The 15,508-nt window shown below is 28.4% G+C and carries 13 protein-coding genes and 1 riboswitch; of the genes, 8 read left to right on the top strand and 5 right to left on the bottom strand.

Annotated elements, in window-relative coordinates:
* Positions 1–59 precede the first annotated feature (59 nt).
* The gene (locus CSPA_RS17365; protein WP_015393654.1) at positions 60–929 is read right to left on the bottom strand and encodes a Cof-type HAD-IIB family hydrolase; all 870 of its coding nucleotides are present in this window, start codon (positions 927–929) and stop codon (positions 60–62) included.
* A gap of 286 nt (positions 930–1,215) precedes the next feature.
* On the opposite strand from CSPA_RS17365, the gene CSPA_RS17360 reads away from it, so the two are divergent.
* Positions 1,216–1,422 carry an alpha/beta-type small acid-soluble spore protein gene (locus tag CSPA_RS17360; protein WP_015393653.1) on the top strand — a complete coding sequence of 69 codons (207 nt, stop codon included), beginning with the start codon at positions 1,216–1,218 and terminating at the stop codon, positions 1,420–1,422.
* A 101-nt stretch (positions 1,423–1,523) separates the two neighbouring features.
* On the opposite strand, the gene CSPA_RS17355 is transcribed toward CSPA_RS17360, so the two are convergent.
* Both CSPA_RS17355 and CSPA_RS17350 read right to left on the bottom strand, forming a co-directional pair.
* Complete coding sequence (locus tag CSPA_RS17355) at positions 1,524–2,612, bottom strand: hypothetical protein (protein WP_015393652.1); 1,089 nt, start codon at positions 2,610–2,612, stop codon at positions 1,524–1,526.
* 22 nt (positions 2,613–2,634) lie between these two features.
* A complete protein-coding gene (locus CSPA_RS17350) occupies positions 2,635–3,357 on the bottom strand; it encodes a hypothetical protein (protein ID WP_015393651.1) in 723 nt (240 codons plus the stop codon).
* A gap of 154 nt (positions 3,358–3,511) precedes the next feature.
* Between CSPA_RS17350 and CSPA_RS17345 the strand changes: the two genes are divergently transcribed.
* The 5 genes from CSPA_RS17345 (at position 3,512) to CSPA_RS17325 (ending at position 9,922) form a co-directional block, all read left to right on the top strand.
* Positions 3,512–5,191 (top strand): M3 family oligoendopeptidase, encoded by a 1,680-nt coding sequence (locus CSPA_RS17345; RefSeq protein ID WP_015393650.1) that lies wholly within the window; start codon positions 3,512–3,514, stop codon positions 5,189–5,191.
* Positions 5,192–5,260: 69 nt separating this feature from the next.
* On the top strand, positions 5,261–5,809 hold the full coding sequence (locus CSPA_RS17340; RefSeq protein ID WP_015393649.1) for a ferritin family protein: 549 nt from the start codon (positions 5,261–5,263) through the stop codon (positions 5,807–5,809).
* Between the two features lie 200 nt (positions 5,810–6,009).
* On the top strand, positions 6,010–6,957 hold the full coding sequence (locus CSPA_RS17335; RefSeq protein ID WP_015393648.1) for an L-lactate dehydrogenase: 948 nt from the start codon (positions 6,010–6,012) through the stop codon (positions 6,955–6,957).
* A gap of 254 nt (positions 6,958–7,211) precedes the next feature.
* Positions 7,212–9,077: an APC family permease gene (locus tag CSPA_RS17330; RefSeq protein ID WP_015393647.1), complete on the top strand. Its 1,866-nt coding sequence runs from the start codon at positions 7,212–7,214 to the stop codon at positions 9,075–9,077.
* A gap of 482 nt (positions 9,078–9,559) precedes the next feature.
* Positions 9,560–9,922: a hypothetical protein gene (locus CSPA_RS17325; protein WP_015393646.1), complete on the top strand. Its 363-nt coding sequence runs from the start codon at positions 9,560–9,562 to the stop codon at positions 9,920–9,922.
* Positions 9,923–9,991: 69 nt separating this feature from the next.
* On the opposite strand, the gene CSPA_RS17320 is transcribed toward CSPA_RS17325, so the two are convergent.
* A complete protein-coding gene (locus CSPA_RS17320; RefSeq protein WP_015393645.1) occupies positions 9,992–11,239 on the bottom strand; it encodes a helix-turn-helix domain-containing protein in 1,248 nt (415 codons plus the stop codon).
* 171 nt (positions 11,240–11,410) lie between these two features.
* On the opposite strand from CSPA_RS17320, the gene CSPA_RS17315 reads away from it, so the two are divergent.
* Positions 11,411–12,646: an MFS transporter gene (locus tag CSPA_RS17315; RefSeq protein ID WP_015393644.1), complete on the top strand. Its 1,236-nt coding sequence runs from the start codon at positions 11,411–11,413 to the stop codon at positions 12,644–12,646.
* Between the two features lie 340 nt (positions 12,647–12,986).
* Here CSPA_RS17315 and CSPA_RS17310 read toward each other — a convergent pair whose 3' ends face one another.
* Complete coding sequence (locus CSPA_RS17310) at positions 12,987–13,583, bottom strand: trimeric intracellular cation channel family protein (RefSeq protein ID WP_015393643.1); 597 nt, start codon at positions 13,581–13,583, stop codon at positions 12,987–12,989.
* Between the two features lie 301 nt (positions 13,584–13,884).
* Positions 13,885–14,052: riboswitch (glycine riboswitch) on the bottom strand.
* A 208-nt stretch (positions 14,053–14,260) separates the two neighbouring features.
* Between CSPA_RS17310 and CSPA_RS17300 the strand changes: the two genes are divergently transcribed.
* On the top strand, positions 14,261–15,478 hold the full coding sequence (locus tag CSPA_RS17300) for a MerR family transcriptional regulator (RefSeq protein WP_015393641.1): 1,218 nt from the start codon (positions 14,261–14,263) through the stop codon (positions 15,476–15,478).
* Positions 15,479–15,508: the final 30 nt, after the last annotated feature.

The following is a 15,508-nucleotide window of genomic DNA, read 5'->3' as shown; positions in this document are numbered from 1 at the left end:
AATACAAAGTTGCAAAAAGAACTGCTACTATTTTTGTAACAGTTCTTTTATGTGAAAATTTATTTATTAGAATCTAGGATTCTATAAATTGCCTTTGCTACACCATGTTCTAAATTGCTTGAAGTTATATATTTTGCAACTTTTTTTATTTCTGGAATTGCATTTTCCATAGCAAAGGAATTTGGAAATTCCATAAACATAGAATAATCATTTGAACTATCGCCTAAAACAACTACTTCATCTTTTTCTATGTTAATATTTTCAGCAACTTTAGCAAGGAGCTTTCCCTTAGTCGCATTAGCATGGTTAATTTCTATATTTGTTATAAAACTTGAGGAAATAGCTAAACCATCAATTTTATTTAATTGCTCTTTTAGTATGGTGATTTCTTCAAGGGATTCTGTAAATGAAACGAATTTTCCTATATTTACATTATTGTTCAAGAATTCTTCCATATCTGTTATGTAATTCATATTAACAAAATGTGGATTTTTAATAGCATATTTGTAGATTTCATCTTTATTGGTGAGTTCAGGATGGAAGGTCTTTTCTCTTTTTATCATACCAGCTAAGGTTTCTTCCTTTGTATTGGTTGTATAATATCCATTGTCAGTATATATTTCAACCGATAAAGGATAATTTGACATTACTTTTAAAATTTCAGAAGCTTTATTTTTATCAATATATATTCCAGCAACAGTTTTGCCATCGATATTTCTATATTCTCCGCCATTAAGTACTACACATTCACATTTTAAATTATGTTCGTCTAAAAAAGGTTTTACATCTTCATATGCTCTGCCAGTAGCAATAGCAAACTTAATTCCTTTATCTTGCGCTAATCTTATAGCTTCTATATTTTCTTTTGATATCTTATGGTTACTTCCTAGTAAAGTACCATCCATATCCGATGCAATTAATTTTATCATGTTGAGTTCTCCTTATAAATATTGTCAAGTTGTGTATGTTACTTCTTATTTTTGTTTTAGTTAATTAATTTCTTGACCGTGCATTTTAATAATAAACTAAAAAAATAATTGTAGCAAGAAAAACAACTGCTAAACCTTGTCTCAAGGTTTAGCAGTTAAACACTATAATGCTATTTATGTTAATAATTTTATAGAGTATTATTGATAGTAGTGGTTAATATAATAGTGCAAAGCAAATTTATAAAAATTTGCTAGGTAAAGTTTAAACTTAAGGAGGTATGTAATTATGGCATCAAGTAATAGTGGAAGCAATAGAACTTTAGTACCAGAGGCAAAGGCAGGTTTAAACAGATTGAAAACTGAGGTTGCTTCAGAAATAGGATTAAGCAATTATGAAAATACTGATAAAGGAAACCTTTCTTCAAGACAAAATGGAAGTGTTGGTGGAGAAATGGTTAAAAGAATGATTGAAAGTTACGAACAAGGACTCTAAAAAATAACTAATAAAGAATGCACTAGGATAATTCTTAGTGCATTTATTATTTTTCGTATTAATATTAATTATGTATGAATTTTTTGATTCTAAATAAAACTTTATAGGTTTTCTGATGAATTCATAATATAATGGCGAATTTTATCTTTTATTAAGGATAAATCTTGATTATCAAGAATATCACAGGCTTCGGGATAAGTTAGTTCTCTAATAATATATTTTGAATCATTATGAATTTTATCATTAGAAGTATCCTTGCTTCTATCATAAAAGTTAATAATATCAAATCTGTAGTTAAAGCTTTTTAAAAGATCTAGTATTGAGTAAATATATTGAACATTAAATTCAAGATCATTATAATCTGGAGTCATTGAATATATGAAATTAAAAAAGTTTCCTTTTGATGAATTCAATTCATAAAATACTTCATAAGGAGGAAGTTTTGTCTTATATTCATCAAATAAGTTCAGGGAAGAATCTATATTGAATTCTAATCTATCATAATTTGAACCATTATTAATATTAAGTAATTTGTTTGTATAAGATTCATTTGATTTTAATGCATATTTTTTTATATTATATTTTATTTTAGCGTTAATTTCGTCATTAAAGTGGCGCTCAAAATAATTATCATATATTAAAGCATTATCTATGATTATATCAAAATCACAATTATCTATAGCAGAATTAACTGCCATTAAAATACAATTATCGGATAAAGAATTCATAGAAAATTTATGATTTAAAGATATTGAACTGTTATATCTTGTTTTAATATATTCATTACATTGATCTACATAGTAGCGGCCTTGTGAACACAATTCAAAAAATTTATTTATATCTTTGGAAAAAGTTAAAACGCATATAATTAAAAAATATAAAATTAGTATTATATATTTTGTATTAAAGTTAAAAAATATAAAGAAGTTATCCAAAGTATTAATAACTAACATTCCACATTTCATAATAAGAGAAATAATGAAAGTCCATCTAGCCCAATTAATACCTATCCTTATTAAAAGTAGTAGTATTACATCCAATGCAATAGTAAAAAGTCCTATTAATAAAAATGCTAGATTATTTTTTATTACTGGAAATAACATATAAGTTACAATGTCAATAGACATTATAAGAACAAATAGATAAATAAAGTAGTGGGTCATTCTTTGTGTGTTTTTATTTTCATTCATATTATTTATTACCTTTCAACAATTAATCTCTTTGAATACCTGCCATGTTTTGATAATCATAAAAGCGATATACAGTATTTTTAAAATTATCAACAGTAAGTTTATTTATGTCTAGGGCCTTAAGAGTTTTATCATCATACCAGCTAACAGCTGCTTCTTCAATATCAGTGTCAGTTCCTTTCTTATTTATTATTCTACCACTAACAGTAATACCAAATACAGTATGTCCAAATTTTTCTGGATAAAGGGTGTATAATGACTTATAAAGTTCAACACTAGCATTTATTGCAGCAGCTTTTAATTGTTCGCTGTTTCCATAATAACCAATGTTTATATGAATTAGCTGACAGTTATTTGTAAAACGAATAGAACTTAAGAATGGTTTATCTATATTATTTTTCTTTCCAAAAGTTTGATCTACACAAAGGTTAACATACTCATTAACGGTAAGTCTGCTATAGTCTTTAGGATCAATAACATTATTTGAAGAACTTTGAGTGGATTTAGTAGAACTATCATTTTTAGCTGGAGATCTTTTGTCATTGTTCTTACTATTTTCTGTATCAGTTTTTGAAGTTTGAGTATCATTTTTAGAAGAAAGTAAATCATTAATCTTATTATCAATATTTAAATTTGGTTTTTGCAATGTCGTAAAAATCGAAATTCCATATGCAAAAATAAAAATTACTGAAAGTATTATATTTTTTAATTTGAACCTTTTCCTAGGCTTTAATTTAAATTCCATGTTATCCACATCCTTAAATATAATCAGTTAAATTATAACATAATTTTCAATTTGATACTTGTAAGATTATAATTACGTATGTAAATACTAATAAAAAAGCTATATATATAGAAGAAAAATTATAATTAATATGTACATCTTAGGAGGTAAAAAAATGACAGAGGAAAAATTTAAATTATCAGAACTTCCATATGAAAGAATAACAATTGAAGCTTTTGAAAAGGAAGCTTCAGATATAATTAATCAATTTAATCAAGCTAAAGATGGAGAAGAGCAGTTTTCGGTTCATAAAAAATATTACGCTTTAATGGAGAAAGTTAGTACAGCTATGGTTTTGGCTGCTATGAGACATCATGGTGATGTATCAGATAAATTTTATGAGGGGGAGCAGGAATATTATGATACAATATCACCTAAAATTGAAAGCTTTAAGGTAAAGTATCAAAAGCTTCTTTTTAACTCAAAATATAGAGCGTATCTTGAAGATAAAATTGGCAAAGTGGCTTTCAAGGATATTGAAATAAAAATGAAGTCATTTGCAGATGTTCTTATTCCACTTAAACAAGAAGAAAATGCTCTTAGATCAAGATACACTAAGCTTATAGCCCAAACTAAAGTTGAATTTAGAGGGGAAATCCTTAATTTATCTCTAATGTTAAAATATTTAAAGTCGAAAGACAGAGCAACTAGAATAGAAGCAGCAAAAGTGAGATGTGAAAAATTACTTACAATTGCAGATGAACTAGATGAAATTTTTGATAAACTTGTAGCTAATCGTAATAAACAAGCAAAGTCAATGGAATATGAAAATTTTGTAGAGCTTGGTTATTATAATATGCAACGTAATTCTTATACTAAAGAAGATGTGGCTAACTTTAGAAATCAAGTTAAAAAGTATTTAGTTCCACTTGCATCACAAATGCATGAAAATAGAAGAAAACGTCTAGGTTTGGAAAAACTTGATTTTGTTGATGAGGGAGTTTATTTTCTAGAAGGAAATCCTATTCCAATTGGAACTGCTGATGATATTTTTGCAGCAGGTAAAAAAATGTACAGTGAATTATCTCCAGAAACAAATGAATTTTTCAATTTTATGTTAGATCATGAATTATTCGATGTTCTAGGAAGACCTAATAAAAGAGCTGGAGGTTATATGGATATGCTTATGCTTTATAAGGCACCAATAATCTTTGCTAATTTTAATGGTACTAGTGGTGATGTAGATGTTATTACACATGAGTGTGGCCACGCCTTCCAAGGATTTTTAACAAGAAATGATGAGGTAGCAGAACATAATAACATTACTATGGAAACAGCAGAAACTCACTCTATGTCTATGGAATTTTTTACAGGCAAATGGATGGAATTATTCTTTGGTGAAAGAGCAGAAGATTATAGAAAACTTCAACTTGAAGATGCTATAGCCTTCATACCATATGGCTGTATGGTTGATGAATTCCAAGAAATAGTATATACAAAACCAGAACTTACCCCTAAAGAAAGAAGAGAAGCTTGGAAGCAGTTAGAAAAAGAATACAAGCCACATCTTGCATTTGAAAATGACGAATTTTATGGTGATGGACGTACTTGGCAAATGCAAAGACATATATATAATTCACCATTTTATTATATAGATTATTCTCTTGCTCAAACTTGTGCACTTCAATTTAAAGGCTTGATGGATGAGGATTATATGAAGGCTTGGAAAAAATATGTTGCATTTTCAAAACAATCAGCAAAAGATTTCTTCCCTAATATGTTAAATCACGTTGACCTTAAAAGTCCATTTGAAGATGGTTTTATGAAGGAACTTGTTGAGAAAATAAAATTATAAACAAAAAGGTGTGCTTAAATCATAATATAACTAATAAATATAACATATATAAATAATTTAGGTGATATTATGAGTTACACAACCAATAGACAGCCACAAGGCATTATGAATAATATTGAAGGCTTTTTAAGAGAAGGTCTTATTTCAGAGATGGTGGGAATAAATGATTATAGTGATTTTATAGAATCAACAGATAACAGACAATTAAAAGAATTATTCCATCATATAATGTTGGAAGAAAAGAGGCACTATTCGATTTTTCTAACTTTATTAAGATCTTTAGACTCAGAAGAAAAAGAATTATCTGAAGAAGTGAGAGATCATTTAAAAATATCTCAAAAGGGTAAATACAGTGATTTGACAGGCAAAGTACTTAAAGAAATAAATCTTCTTGTTGTAATTAGACAAGCGATAAAGGGGGAGTTAGAGACTATATTACTTTATCAGGAATTTGTAGATAATTTAACTGATGAGAATTTAATAAGAATTATTAATGAAATAATTAGAGACGAAAAGGAACATGTTGAGAAATTATCACGGGCACTGATAATATTGGATAAAGATAGGTATGGAGATCTTAACCCCTCAATGCCGAAGAAAAAAAGAGTCGATGAATAATCAATATTCAGAAAATTAAGCAATTAGGCAAAGTCATAAGTAATATAGGTTGCAATTATCAGTGTTCAATACTCAATGCTTAATTAATGTTTATTTCTATAGGAAATCTCTAAATTTTGAACAATACTTTTGCAACAAGTATATAGAATATAAAATTTTCTGATATAATTGTTTATTATAGATAGTAAAGGATGAGATATATGGCAATTGGTAGAAGTAAAGTGGTAGTGGTTGGAACAGGTGCTGTTGGGGCAGCAGTAGCATTTGATATAGTAAGAAATCATGTTTGTGATGATTTGATATTAATTGATATTAATAAAGAAAAAGCATGGGCAGAGGCCACTGACTTGCAACATTCTCTTGGTTATAGTGGGAGTAAGATGAGAATTAAAGATGGAGAATATGATGAATGCTCTGATGCGGATATAGTTGTAATAGCGGCAGCTCTACCTTATATTACAGGACAGACGCGATTAGATATGATAGAAAAAGCAGCTGGAATAATGAATAATATTGTACCAAAAGTTATGGAAAGTGGTTTCAGCGGAATTTTCATTGTCATAACAAATCCAGTTGATGTTATGTCTTATTATGTTCATAAACTTTCAGGTATTTCTGCGAATAAAGTTATTGGTACTGGTACAGCTTTAGATTCTGCACGTTTGAGATATCATTTGGCAGATGTTATGAATGTTGATCCACAAAGTGTGCATGCATTATGTATGGGAGAACATGGGGACTCACAAATTATTCCTTGGAGTCAAATTACAGTTGGTGGGAAAAAATTTCTTGATATTATTAATGATAATAAAGTACGTCTAGAAGGATTTAACATAAATACAGTTACAGAGGATATTAAAAAAATAGCTTACAGAATTGTTAATGCTAAAGGTGCAACGACTTTTGGAATAGCTGCAACAACTGTCCAAATTATAAGGGCAGTATTAAATGATGAAAATAAAGTAATACCCGTATCTGCTATGCTTAATGGTGAGTATGATGAAGAAAAAATATATATTGGAGTGCCAGCAGTTTTAAATAGTCAAGGAGTAAAGGAATTGGTGGAATATCATTTATCGGATGATGAGATGGTAGAACTTAAAAAATCTATTAGTATTATTAAGGAATATAATGAAAAGTTAAATTAAAAAACATAAATAAATGAAAAACTAATCTGTTTGTTAATGGACACAAATGGGTTAGTTTTTTGTTTGAAAAAAATATTGATAAAACTGTAGAAAAATAGAATAAATAATCAAAGATGTGTGAGAATAATAAATGTATTCGTATTCATTGAGAAAATTCTACATTTTTCTTAAGAATATATCATAATTAGGATATTGCATTTAAGTACAGAATTACTATAAAATTATTTTCATATGATATTATAGGGGGAAAACAAATGCTTACAAAGTTTTTAGACGTTTTGCTAGGAGAACCGTTATCTAATGAGCAAGGTAGCCATGAAAAATATAATGTACCTTTTGGACTTGCAATTATGGCAAGTGATGCGGTTTCATCAGTTGCCTATGCAGCACAGGAAATTCTTTTTGTACTAATAGTGTTAGGTGCAGCTGCATATCAATGGTTAACATGGACTTCATTTATGATTATAGGTCTGTTAATAATATTAACAATTTCTTATATTCAAATTATTAGAGCGTATCCTCAAGGTGGAGGAGCTTATAAAGTAGCAAGTGAAAATATAAGTAGTAAAGCAGGTTTAGTTGCAGGTGCAGGTTTAATAATTGATTATCTGCTTACTGTTGCGGTTAGTGCCAGTGCTGGTGCCGATGCAATAATTTCAGCATTTAGCAGTCTAGCACAATATAAGGTCCCTTTTGTTTTAATAATAATTATAGTTTTGACAATTTTAAACTTAAGAGGTATAAGTGAATCTTCTAAAATATTTGCGATACCTACATATATTTTTATTTTTAGTATGATTTTCATGATTATCTATGGATTATTTAAATACCTTGTGTTAGGAATTCACCCTGAACCAGTATTTTCAGCTCCTTTGCATGCGACTGAAAGCTTATCAATATTTCTTGTATTACGTGCATTTTCTTCAGGATGTTCAGCATTAACAGGATTGGAATCAGTAAGTAATTCTGTTCCAAATTTTAAAGAACCAAGTACTAAAAATGCTAAAATTGTAATGATTTTATTAGCATTCTTAATATTCTTCATATTTGGTGGAACTTCAATATTAGCTATTTTTTATACAGCTATGCCAATTGAAAATGGACCAACAGTTATTTCACAAATAGCTACTGCAATTTTTGGTAATAGTATAATGTACTACATAATACAATTTAGTACAGCTATAATATTACTTATGGCATGTAATACAGCATATACTGGATTTCCAATGCTTATGTACATAGTTGGAAAAGATGGTTATGCACCTAGACAATTTACTATTAGAGGAAAAAGACTTAGCTTTTCATTTGGAATAGCAGCACTATCCTTTATTGCATGTTTTTTGGTTATCATATTTAAAGCAGATACTCATAGTTTGATACCTTTATATGCAATTGGTGTATTTACATCTTTTACTTTAGGTCAATTTGGTATGGTAAATCACTGGAGAAATGAAAAAGAAAAAGGCTGGTTAAAACGCGCTATCATCAATGGATGTGGTGCAATAGTTTCATTAGTAACAACAATAATAATTTTAGTTGAAAAATTTAAAGAAGGTGCATTCATAGTTGCCATTTTAATTCCAATTATAATATTGGTTCAACTAAAAATTAAACATCACTATGATAAAGTAGCTAATGGGTTAAGTATCAGCCAATTAAATTTAAAAAAAGTAGATTTAAGAAAAAAATATACTCATATTGTTGTAGTTCCAATTGCTAGTTTAAACAAGGCAACTATTGGTGCCCTTCAATATGCACAAAGTATAAGTGATAATGTTATTGCTCTTAATATTTCAACAGATAAGGTTGCAATGGAAAGATTAAAAACCAGATGGGATGAATTAGATACAGATATCTTGTTGGTTTCAAAATATTCTCCTTTTAGAGCTGTTGTTACTCCTTTATTGAAAAATATTGAATTAATCGCAAATTCAGCAGCTAAAGATGAAAAGATAACTGTTGTTGTACCTCAGTTCATTACACATGAAAGATTTGGTGAAGTATTACATAATCACACAAGCTTCTTTATTAGAGAAACTTTGTTAAAAAATGATAATATAATAGTTTCTACTTTCCCTTATCATTTAATGGATGAATGTGAGCATAAACATAATAACTAAAAAAATTATTATCTGTTTGTAAAATAATTTACGTGGTGTATTAGTTTAGTAAACTACTATATCACGTTTTTTTATATTAAGATATAGATATCCAAATTAATAATCAAACTTATGAATGCAATATATATGTATTATTAAGAAATTATAATCTTAACACCATACTAGAAATACGATACATTTTTCTGGAGCAGGCATGTGAAATTGAGCTGATGAAGGTTGTTAATAGACGCTTGTTTCATTTCAGCTTGTCCAGATTTTGCATCTGGAACACGCTGAAATGACGACAAGCCCATATTTAGAACCTTCCAGCGAAAATTTCACTAGTCCTGTAGAAGACAAATGTATTGGATTTCGGTAAGTTTCGCATATGTCTAATTCTTGCTTTGGATATCTATATTCTCTATAAATATAATTTCCATTTATTTGGTACTATTTACTGTGAAATTGAATATGATGTAAATCGAAAGGAGATGTTTAGATAAATGAATTTAGAAAGAGAAGAAACTTATAGGGATCTACAAGATTTACAAGATAAATGCAGAAAGTGCATGTATTATCATATCAATATGACTATGACAGATGGAAGTACTCTTGATGGAATTATTGAAACTGTAGATCCAGATAGAATTATTGTCTTGGTTGGAGAAGATGTAATGGAACAGGAAAATCAAGAACAACAGTCTGAGCAGCAAAGACAATATTATGGTTATGGGCACCGTCCAAGAAGAAGATATAGGCGATTTAGGCGTCAAGCGTTTCCATTAGCTTCTTTAGCAGCCTTGTCTTTATTACCTTATCCATATTATGTTCAGCCACCATATCCATATTATCCTTATTATTATTAATGGATACCTAAAATTTTTTGAATTGTCCTTTTGCAATTAATGTTTTACTTATGACCATATAGATCAATTCTATATGGTCATAAGTTCTTTATAAAGTTTATTTGCTTCTTTATATCTTCGTTTACTTTCAAGATATTCAATTAATTTTAATTTAATATCATTACATATATCAATTTTTCTCATAGACTCATAATATGGTAGAATCTTATTTTTTACTTCTTCATAAAAAATTTTTTCGTGAAAATTATGCACAACTAAATAAAGGTAATATATAGAATTATAATGTTTAGAAGATTTATATTCATCACTTAAGTATATATCAAAGATAACGTCACATTCATCTAATCTATTTAATTTTATACAAGCTGAGATATAATTATAGGCGCACAATATATTTTTATAACTTGATTCCATAGCTAGGCGGCTCCATTTAATACATGATTCATAGTCTCCTTTTGATAAATAGCAGTCAGACAAATTTGTATAAAGATGCCACAATAATTTATCCATATTAAAATGCTTGGCAGACATAAGAGCTGCTTTAAAATGTTTCTCAGCATTTTCGTAAATTTTAAGATAAGAGAAACATACTCCAATATAATTATGACACCATACTGCATTGAAATATCGTCCACTTCTCTCATAACTATCTAAAGCTTTTTCTAAATAATAAGCACCTCTACCCATAGCATCATTGAAACAAAAGGCTTTCCCTAAGCAAAAATTTATCCAAGATGTATCTTTAATATTTAACGCAGTTAACTGCCTTTCAATGCTTTTTTCATTTTCATGATTTCTGAATAATATATCACCAGATACAAGAAGGTATAAGTATCTGAGTTCACGACTCAATGAATTAGATATTTTATCTAATAGAGTTAAATCATCTTTTAAATATTTATAATCTAAGCCATCCACAAAGGTTTTATACATAAGATCATAGATTTTAAATTCTATGCTATAAGGAGAGTGGTTAATAATTGGTTCTATCTTTAAAAGTTTCTTATAAATTCTTTTAGCTCCATCAAAGTTATAGCTTTCAATATCATTCATCATTGTGTTGAGCTTTTGCCTTACTTTTCCTATATCAGTGAATTTATCTAAATCAGTAATTTTGAGTTTTTTCAATAAAGCTTCGATAATTTCTTTTCTTAAATGCTTTTTACCATTTTCGAAATAACTCAAATGACTAACAGAACATATACCATGGGCTAAAGCTTCTTGGCTAAATCCATTTTTAATCCTTGTATATTTTATCCAAGAGGATAAGAAATCATATTCTAATTCTTTACCTAATATTACTAAAGTGGATTCCATGAAAATACCTCCAATTAAATATAATAAAAAATATATTATTTGACTAATAATTATCAAGTATATCTAAAATTATAGCATTAAAGTAATGTTTTTAGTAGAAATTATTCAATAGGATTGCTTTGAAATAAATGGAACTTATAGGTAAAATAAATATGAGAAGGGGGTATGAAAATGAAAGAATTCATTAATAATTACAAAGGACTGCCTAAAGAAATGTATATAATATGCTTTGCAAAATTCGTTAATAGATTGGGGGATTTTGTAGTACCATTCCTAGCTTTATATCTTACACAAAAAATCGGCATGACAGCAGCAACTTCTGGAATTATAGTTATGTTGTCATCAATTATAGGAGTGCCAGCATCAATCATTGGAGGAAAAGTGTCAGATACTTTTGGTAGAAAGAAAATATATATGTTTGCTCAAAGTATGGCAGCTGCTGCATTAATACCTTGTGCTTTAAGTAAAAATGTTGTGATTACAATTATATGTTTATTAGTAAGTACTTTTTTTAGTGGCTTTTTGCGACCATCATTTACTTCGATGATTACTGATATACTTTCAAGAGAACAAAGACAAGCGGGTTTTTCACTTCAATATCTTTCAATAAATGCTGGAGTTGCTGTAGGACCTATTATTGCTGGATTTCTATTTAATAACTTCTTACCTATGTTGTTTATAGGAGATGCTATAACATCTTTTATAGCAGTGTTTTTAATATGGAAAAATATTAAGGAAACATATTCCGTAAATTCTAAAACTAAAGTTGAAAGTAAGGATGAAAAAATAGAAAAAGGAAATACAGTTCAAATGCTTATAAAAAGACCTCAACTAAGTATGTTTTTTATTTTAAACATAGTATACAATTTTATTTATGCACAACATGAATTTGCATTACCACTAACCTTAAATATAGAATTTAACAATGAAGGGGCTAAATATTTTGGCTATCTTATGAGTATAAATGCTGTTACTGTTGTAGTTTTTACTGTTTTTGTAGGGTACATAACTAAAAAAAATCATCAATTAACAAATATGGCTCTTACTGGAATACTTTATGCTGTAGGTTTTGGAATGATAGGCTATATAGATAGTTTTGGTTTCTTTATAATATCAACAATAATATGGACTGGAGGGGAAATTTTAAGTTCTATTAGCTCTGGAGTATATGTAGCTAATAATAGTCCTAGTAATTATAGAGCGAGATTAAATGCAATAACAACACTTGGAATGTTTTTGGGCTCAGCACTAAGCACCTCATTTTCTGGCGCTTATATCCAAATTTATAACTGTAAGTCATTATGGGGATTAACTTTCTTTATGTCATTAATTGCAGCTGGATTAATGTTTTGCTTGAAAATATACACATATAAAAAAAGCAGCTATGCTGCAACCAAGATCATTTAATAAAAAAAGCAGCTATGCTGCAACCAAGATCATTTAATAAAAAAAGCAGCTATGCACATCTGAAAAGAGTGGCTTTGCCACAATACGCACCTATAAAAAGAGTGGCTATGCCACAATACGGATCTTATAAAGGGAGTTGCTATGCCACTATAAATAACTTTCCTGCAACCAAGAACTAAATCTTTTTTAGATTCTCACTTTTCCCTTCAAGATTTCTTGATGTGAGAGGCAATATCCTTAATAAGAACTTATATAACTAAAACTTGTTAACTAGTGCTTTGTAAATTTTATAATCGCCTAAAGTTAACAAGTCTTTTATATAAATGATAACTTGTACATCTTAATTAATGACAGGAAGATTAATTTTTTTCATATAGCAGACCATTCTAACTGAAAATATTGTTATTAATGATAAATGTTGAGCTGTATGTGCACCTAGTATAGGATAAAAAAACCAAAGTAACAGTGAACCAACAATACCTGCAACACAATAAATATCTGTTTTAAATATTTCTGGTTTTCTATTTGTAATAATATCACGAAGCATTCCACCACCAACACCGGTTATACTAGCAGCAAATAAAAATAACATCAAATTATATCCACTTTCTATAGCTTTAAGGCCAGAAGAGACAAAAAAAGCAGAAAGTCCAATTGCATCAACTACTACAAACAAAGTATTATATTTTAATTTTCCTCGAAGAAGAATTGGAATTGTTGCTCCTAGGATGATAAAAGGGATAGTTTTATAGTTAGAAAAGAATGCTGGAATTCCAACATTTGTGACAATATCACGAAGAACTCCACCTCCCATAGCGGTAACAGTAGCTAAAATATAAATACCAAATAAATCAAATTTTTCTTCTATTGCTACATAAGCACCAGAAGCTGCAAAAGCAAAAATTCCTAGATATTCTAATAGGGCAATATCATACATGAAAAATACTCCTTTCAAGTTACAGTTTACAGTTTTGGTAAGAAATGCACCACATTTCTCTCAATTGTTTATTTTTTCCTTAGTTATCATTTATCTTTGATAACTATTGATTTCATCAGTTTCTCAAATTTCTGAAATACTATACTTTCGTAGACATAAAAAAGAGACGAATTGCGTAAACAATTCGCCTCTGTTATGGTACCTGAAAGATTCTCTTTAAGAGCAAGTTTATAATAATTAATTATAATTAATGCTAAATTAAAAGATTGCTTCTTGGGTGTCATAAGACTTTCCAGAGTTTCGTCAGAATTCGGTCCTTTTGCCTGAGAGTTTGTTGCGGCTTCACCTTCGGCGCTGCTATATGGCACTATCAAATAAATAACAAGTCCTCTTGCTAGCCTATTTTCATGTGTCTAAAGCAATTTTTTCTTTAAAATGCTTTATTTGCAGTCTCTCCCAAATTCGTCATACGAGCACTATAAATTTCTAGATAAATTATAAATTAGTTTTAATAGCATGTCAATAAAATTGATTAAAAGTTAGTTTATAAATAGTAGAGTGTTTTACTTATATCAAGTACGGGCATAAAAGTATTTTATGGTAAAATAGAATAATGATGTTATATGAATTGTATTATAATATAATTTATAATTTAAAGTATAAGGGAGATCATTAATATGAAAATCGGTAGATTTGTTGAACATAATAATTTAACAATTGATACAGTGAGACATTATATGGATATGAGCCTAATAATACCAGAAAAAAAGGGCGGACAATACGATTTTGATAATAATTGTCAAAAAGATTTAGAAGAAGTTTTGGCTTATAAAGGGATGGGATTTTCCTTAAGTGAAATAAAAACAATATTTATGTTTAAGAGATTAGCTAAATTTACTGAATATCAAGAAAATGAATATTTTAAAGAACTTTTTATAAATAAACATAATCAATTGGAGCAGCAGTTAATTGAAATTGGTGAAATGAAGGAAAGACTAGAATCCAAACTAAAAGAACTTTCAGAAAAGAAAATGAATAATGAATCGATTATTGGTGTGGATATTAGGGCCTTGGATATTTTAAAATGCTTAAAATGCGGAAATGATTTAGAACTGTTTGAAGGAAAGGTTTCAAAAAATCAAATTATAAACGGAAAATTGAAATGTTGCTGCGGTGAAGAATACTTAATTGAAGATGGTATTTTAAAAATTACTTGTATAAACGAAAAACATACAAGTGATTTTGACAGGAATTATATAAATGATTATATCAAAGTTACTGATTCAGAATACTTGGATAATGTTTATAGAGGAATAGAATGGATTAACAAAAAAGTAGATTTTGAGAATCTCAAGAACAAAGTAATTCTAGAGTTAGGATCAGGAATTGGATTTTTCTTAAGAAATATTTATGAATGCTTGCCTGATGATTCAATATATATTGCTGTAGACAATGATATAAATAGACATAAATTTCTAAAGAATATATTAGCAGCTACTAATTGTAGAAAAAACATATTGTTTATTTGTTCTGATTTTCAGAAGCTTCCTATAAAAGAAAAATCTATTGAAGTACTTATAGATATTTCAGGAACAAGCAATTACAGTTTTGACAATGAAGAGTTTCTACTTAAATTAATTGACAAATATGTAAAGGACGAAGCAAGCATAATAGGAACTTATATTTTATTTGAAAAATTTGCTTTAAATAGTTTAATAGAAAGTAAATATCGAAAAAATTTTATGATGGATAATGTTAAGGATCAAATTTTAACGCTTAAATATAATATAATTGATGAAAGCATATCACGCCATGTTGAAAGTGGTGGCATATATGAAGATTATTTCGTAGATGGTGAAAAAGTATATTCATATATATTTATTGGACGAAGATAGGGTCAACCCTATCTTTTATTAATTTTAGAA

It is taken from the genome of Clostridium saccharoperbutylacetonicum N1-4(HMT), assembly GCF_000340885.1.
Taxonomy (GTDB): Bacteria; Bacillota; Clostridia; order Clostridiales; family Clostridiaceae; genus Clostridium; species Clostridium saccharoperbutylacetonicum.
This window is presented reverse-complemented; position numbering and strand designations above follow the sequence as displayed.

Excerpts from the sequence above, each read along its gene's own strand:
- CSPA_RS17340 (WP_015393649.1), top strand. The coding sequence starts at position 5,261 with ATGAGTTACACAACCAATAGACAGCCACAAGGCATTATGAATAATATT.
- CSPA_RS17345 (WP_015393650.1), top strand. The coding sequence starts at position 3,512 with ATGACAGAGGAAAAATTTAAATTATCAGAACTTCCATATGAAAGAATA.
- CSPA_RS17330 (WP_015393647.1), top strand. The coding sequence starts at position 7,212 with ATGCTTACAAAGTTTTTAGACGTTTTGCTAGGAGAACCGTTATCTAAT.
- CSPA_RS17355 (WP_015393652.1), bottom strand. The coding sequence starts at position 2,612 with ATGAATGAAAATAAAAACACACAAAGAATGACCCACTACTTTATTTAT.
- CSPA_RS17360 (WP_015393653.1), top strand. The coding sequence starts at position 1,216 with ATGGCATCAAGTAATAGTGGAAGCAATAGAACTTTAGTACCAGAGGCA.
- CSPA_RS17365 (WP_015393654.1), bottom strand. The coding sequence starts at position 929 with ATGATAAAATTAATTGCATCGGATATGGATGGTACTTTACTAGGAAGT.
- CSPA_RS17350 (WP_015393651.1), bottom strand. The coding sequence starts at position 3,357 with ATGGAATTTAAATTAAAGCCTAGGAAAAGGTTCAAATTAAAAAATATA.
- CSPA_RS17325 (WP_015393646.1), top strand. The coding sequence starts at position 9,560 with ATGAATTTAGAAAGAGAAGAAACTTATAGGGATCTACAAGATTTACAA.
- CSPA_RS17335 (WP_015393648.1), top strand. The coding sequence starts at position 6,010 with ATGGCAATTGGTAGAAGTAAAGTGGTAGTGGTTGGAACAGGTGCTGTT.
- CSPA_RS17315 (WP_015393644.1), top strand. The coding sequence starts at position 11,411 with ATGAAAGAATTCATTAATAATTACAAAGGACTGCCTAAAGAAATGTAT.
- CSPA_RS17300 (WP_015393641.1), top strand. The coding sequence starts at position 14,261 with ATGAAAATCGGTAGATTTGTTGAACATAATAATTTAACAATTGATACA.
- CSPA_RS17320 (WP_015393645.1), bottom strand. The coding sequence starts at position 11,239 with ATGGAATCCACTTTAGTAATATTAGGTAAAGAATTAGAATATGATTTC.
- CSPA_RS17310 (WP_015393643.1), bottom strand. The coding sequence starts at position 13,583 with ATGTATGATATTGCCCTATTAGAATATCTAGGAATTTTTGCTTTTGCA.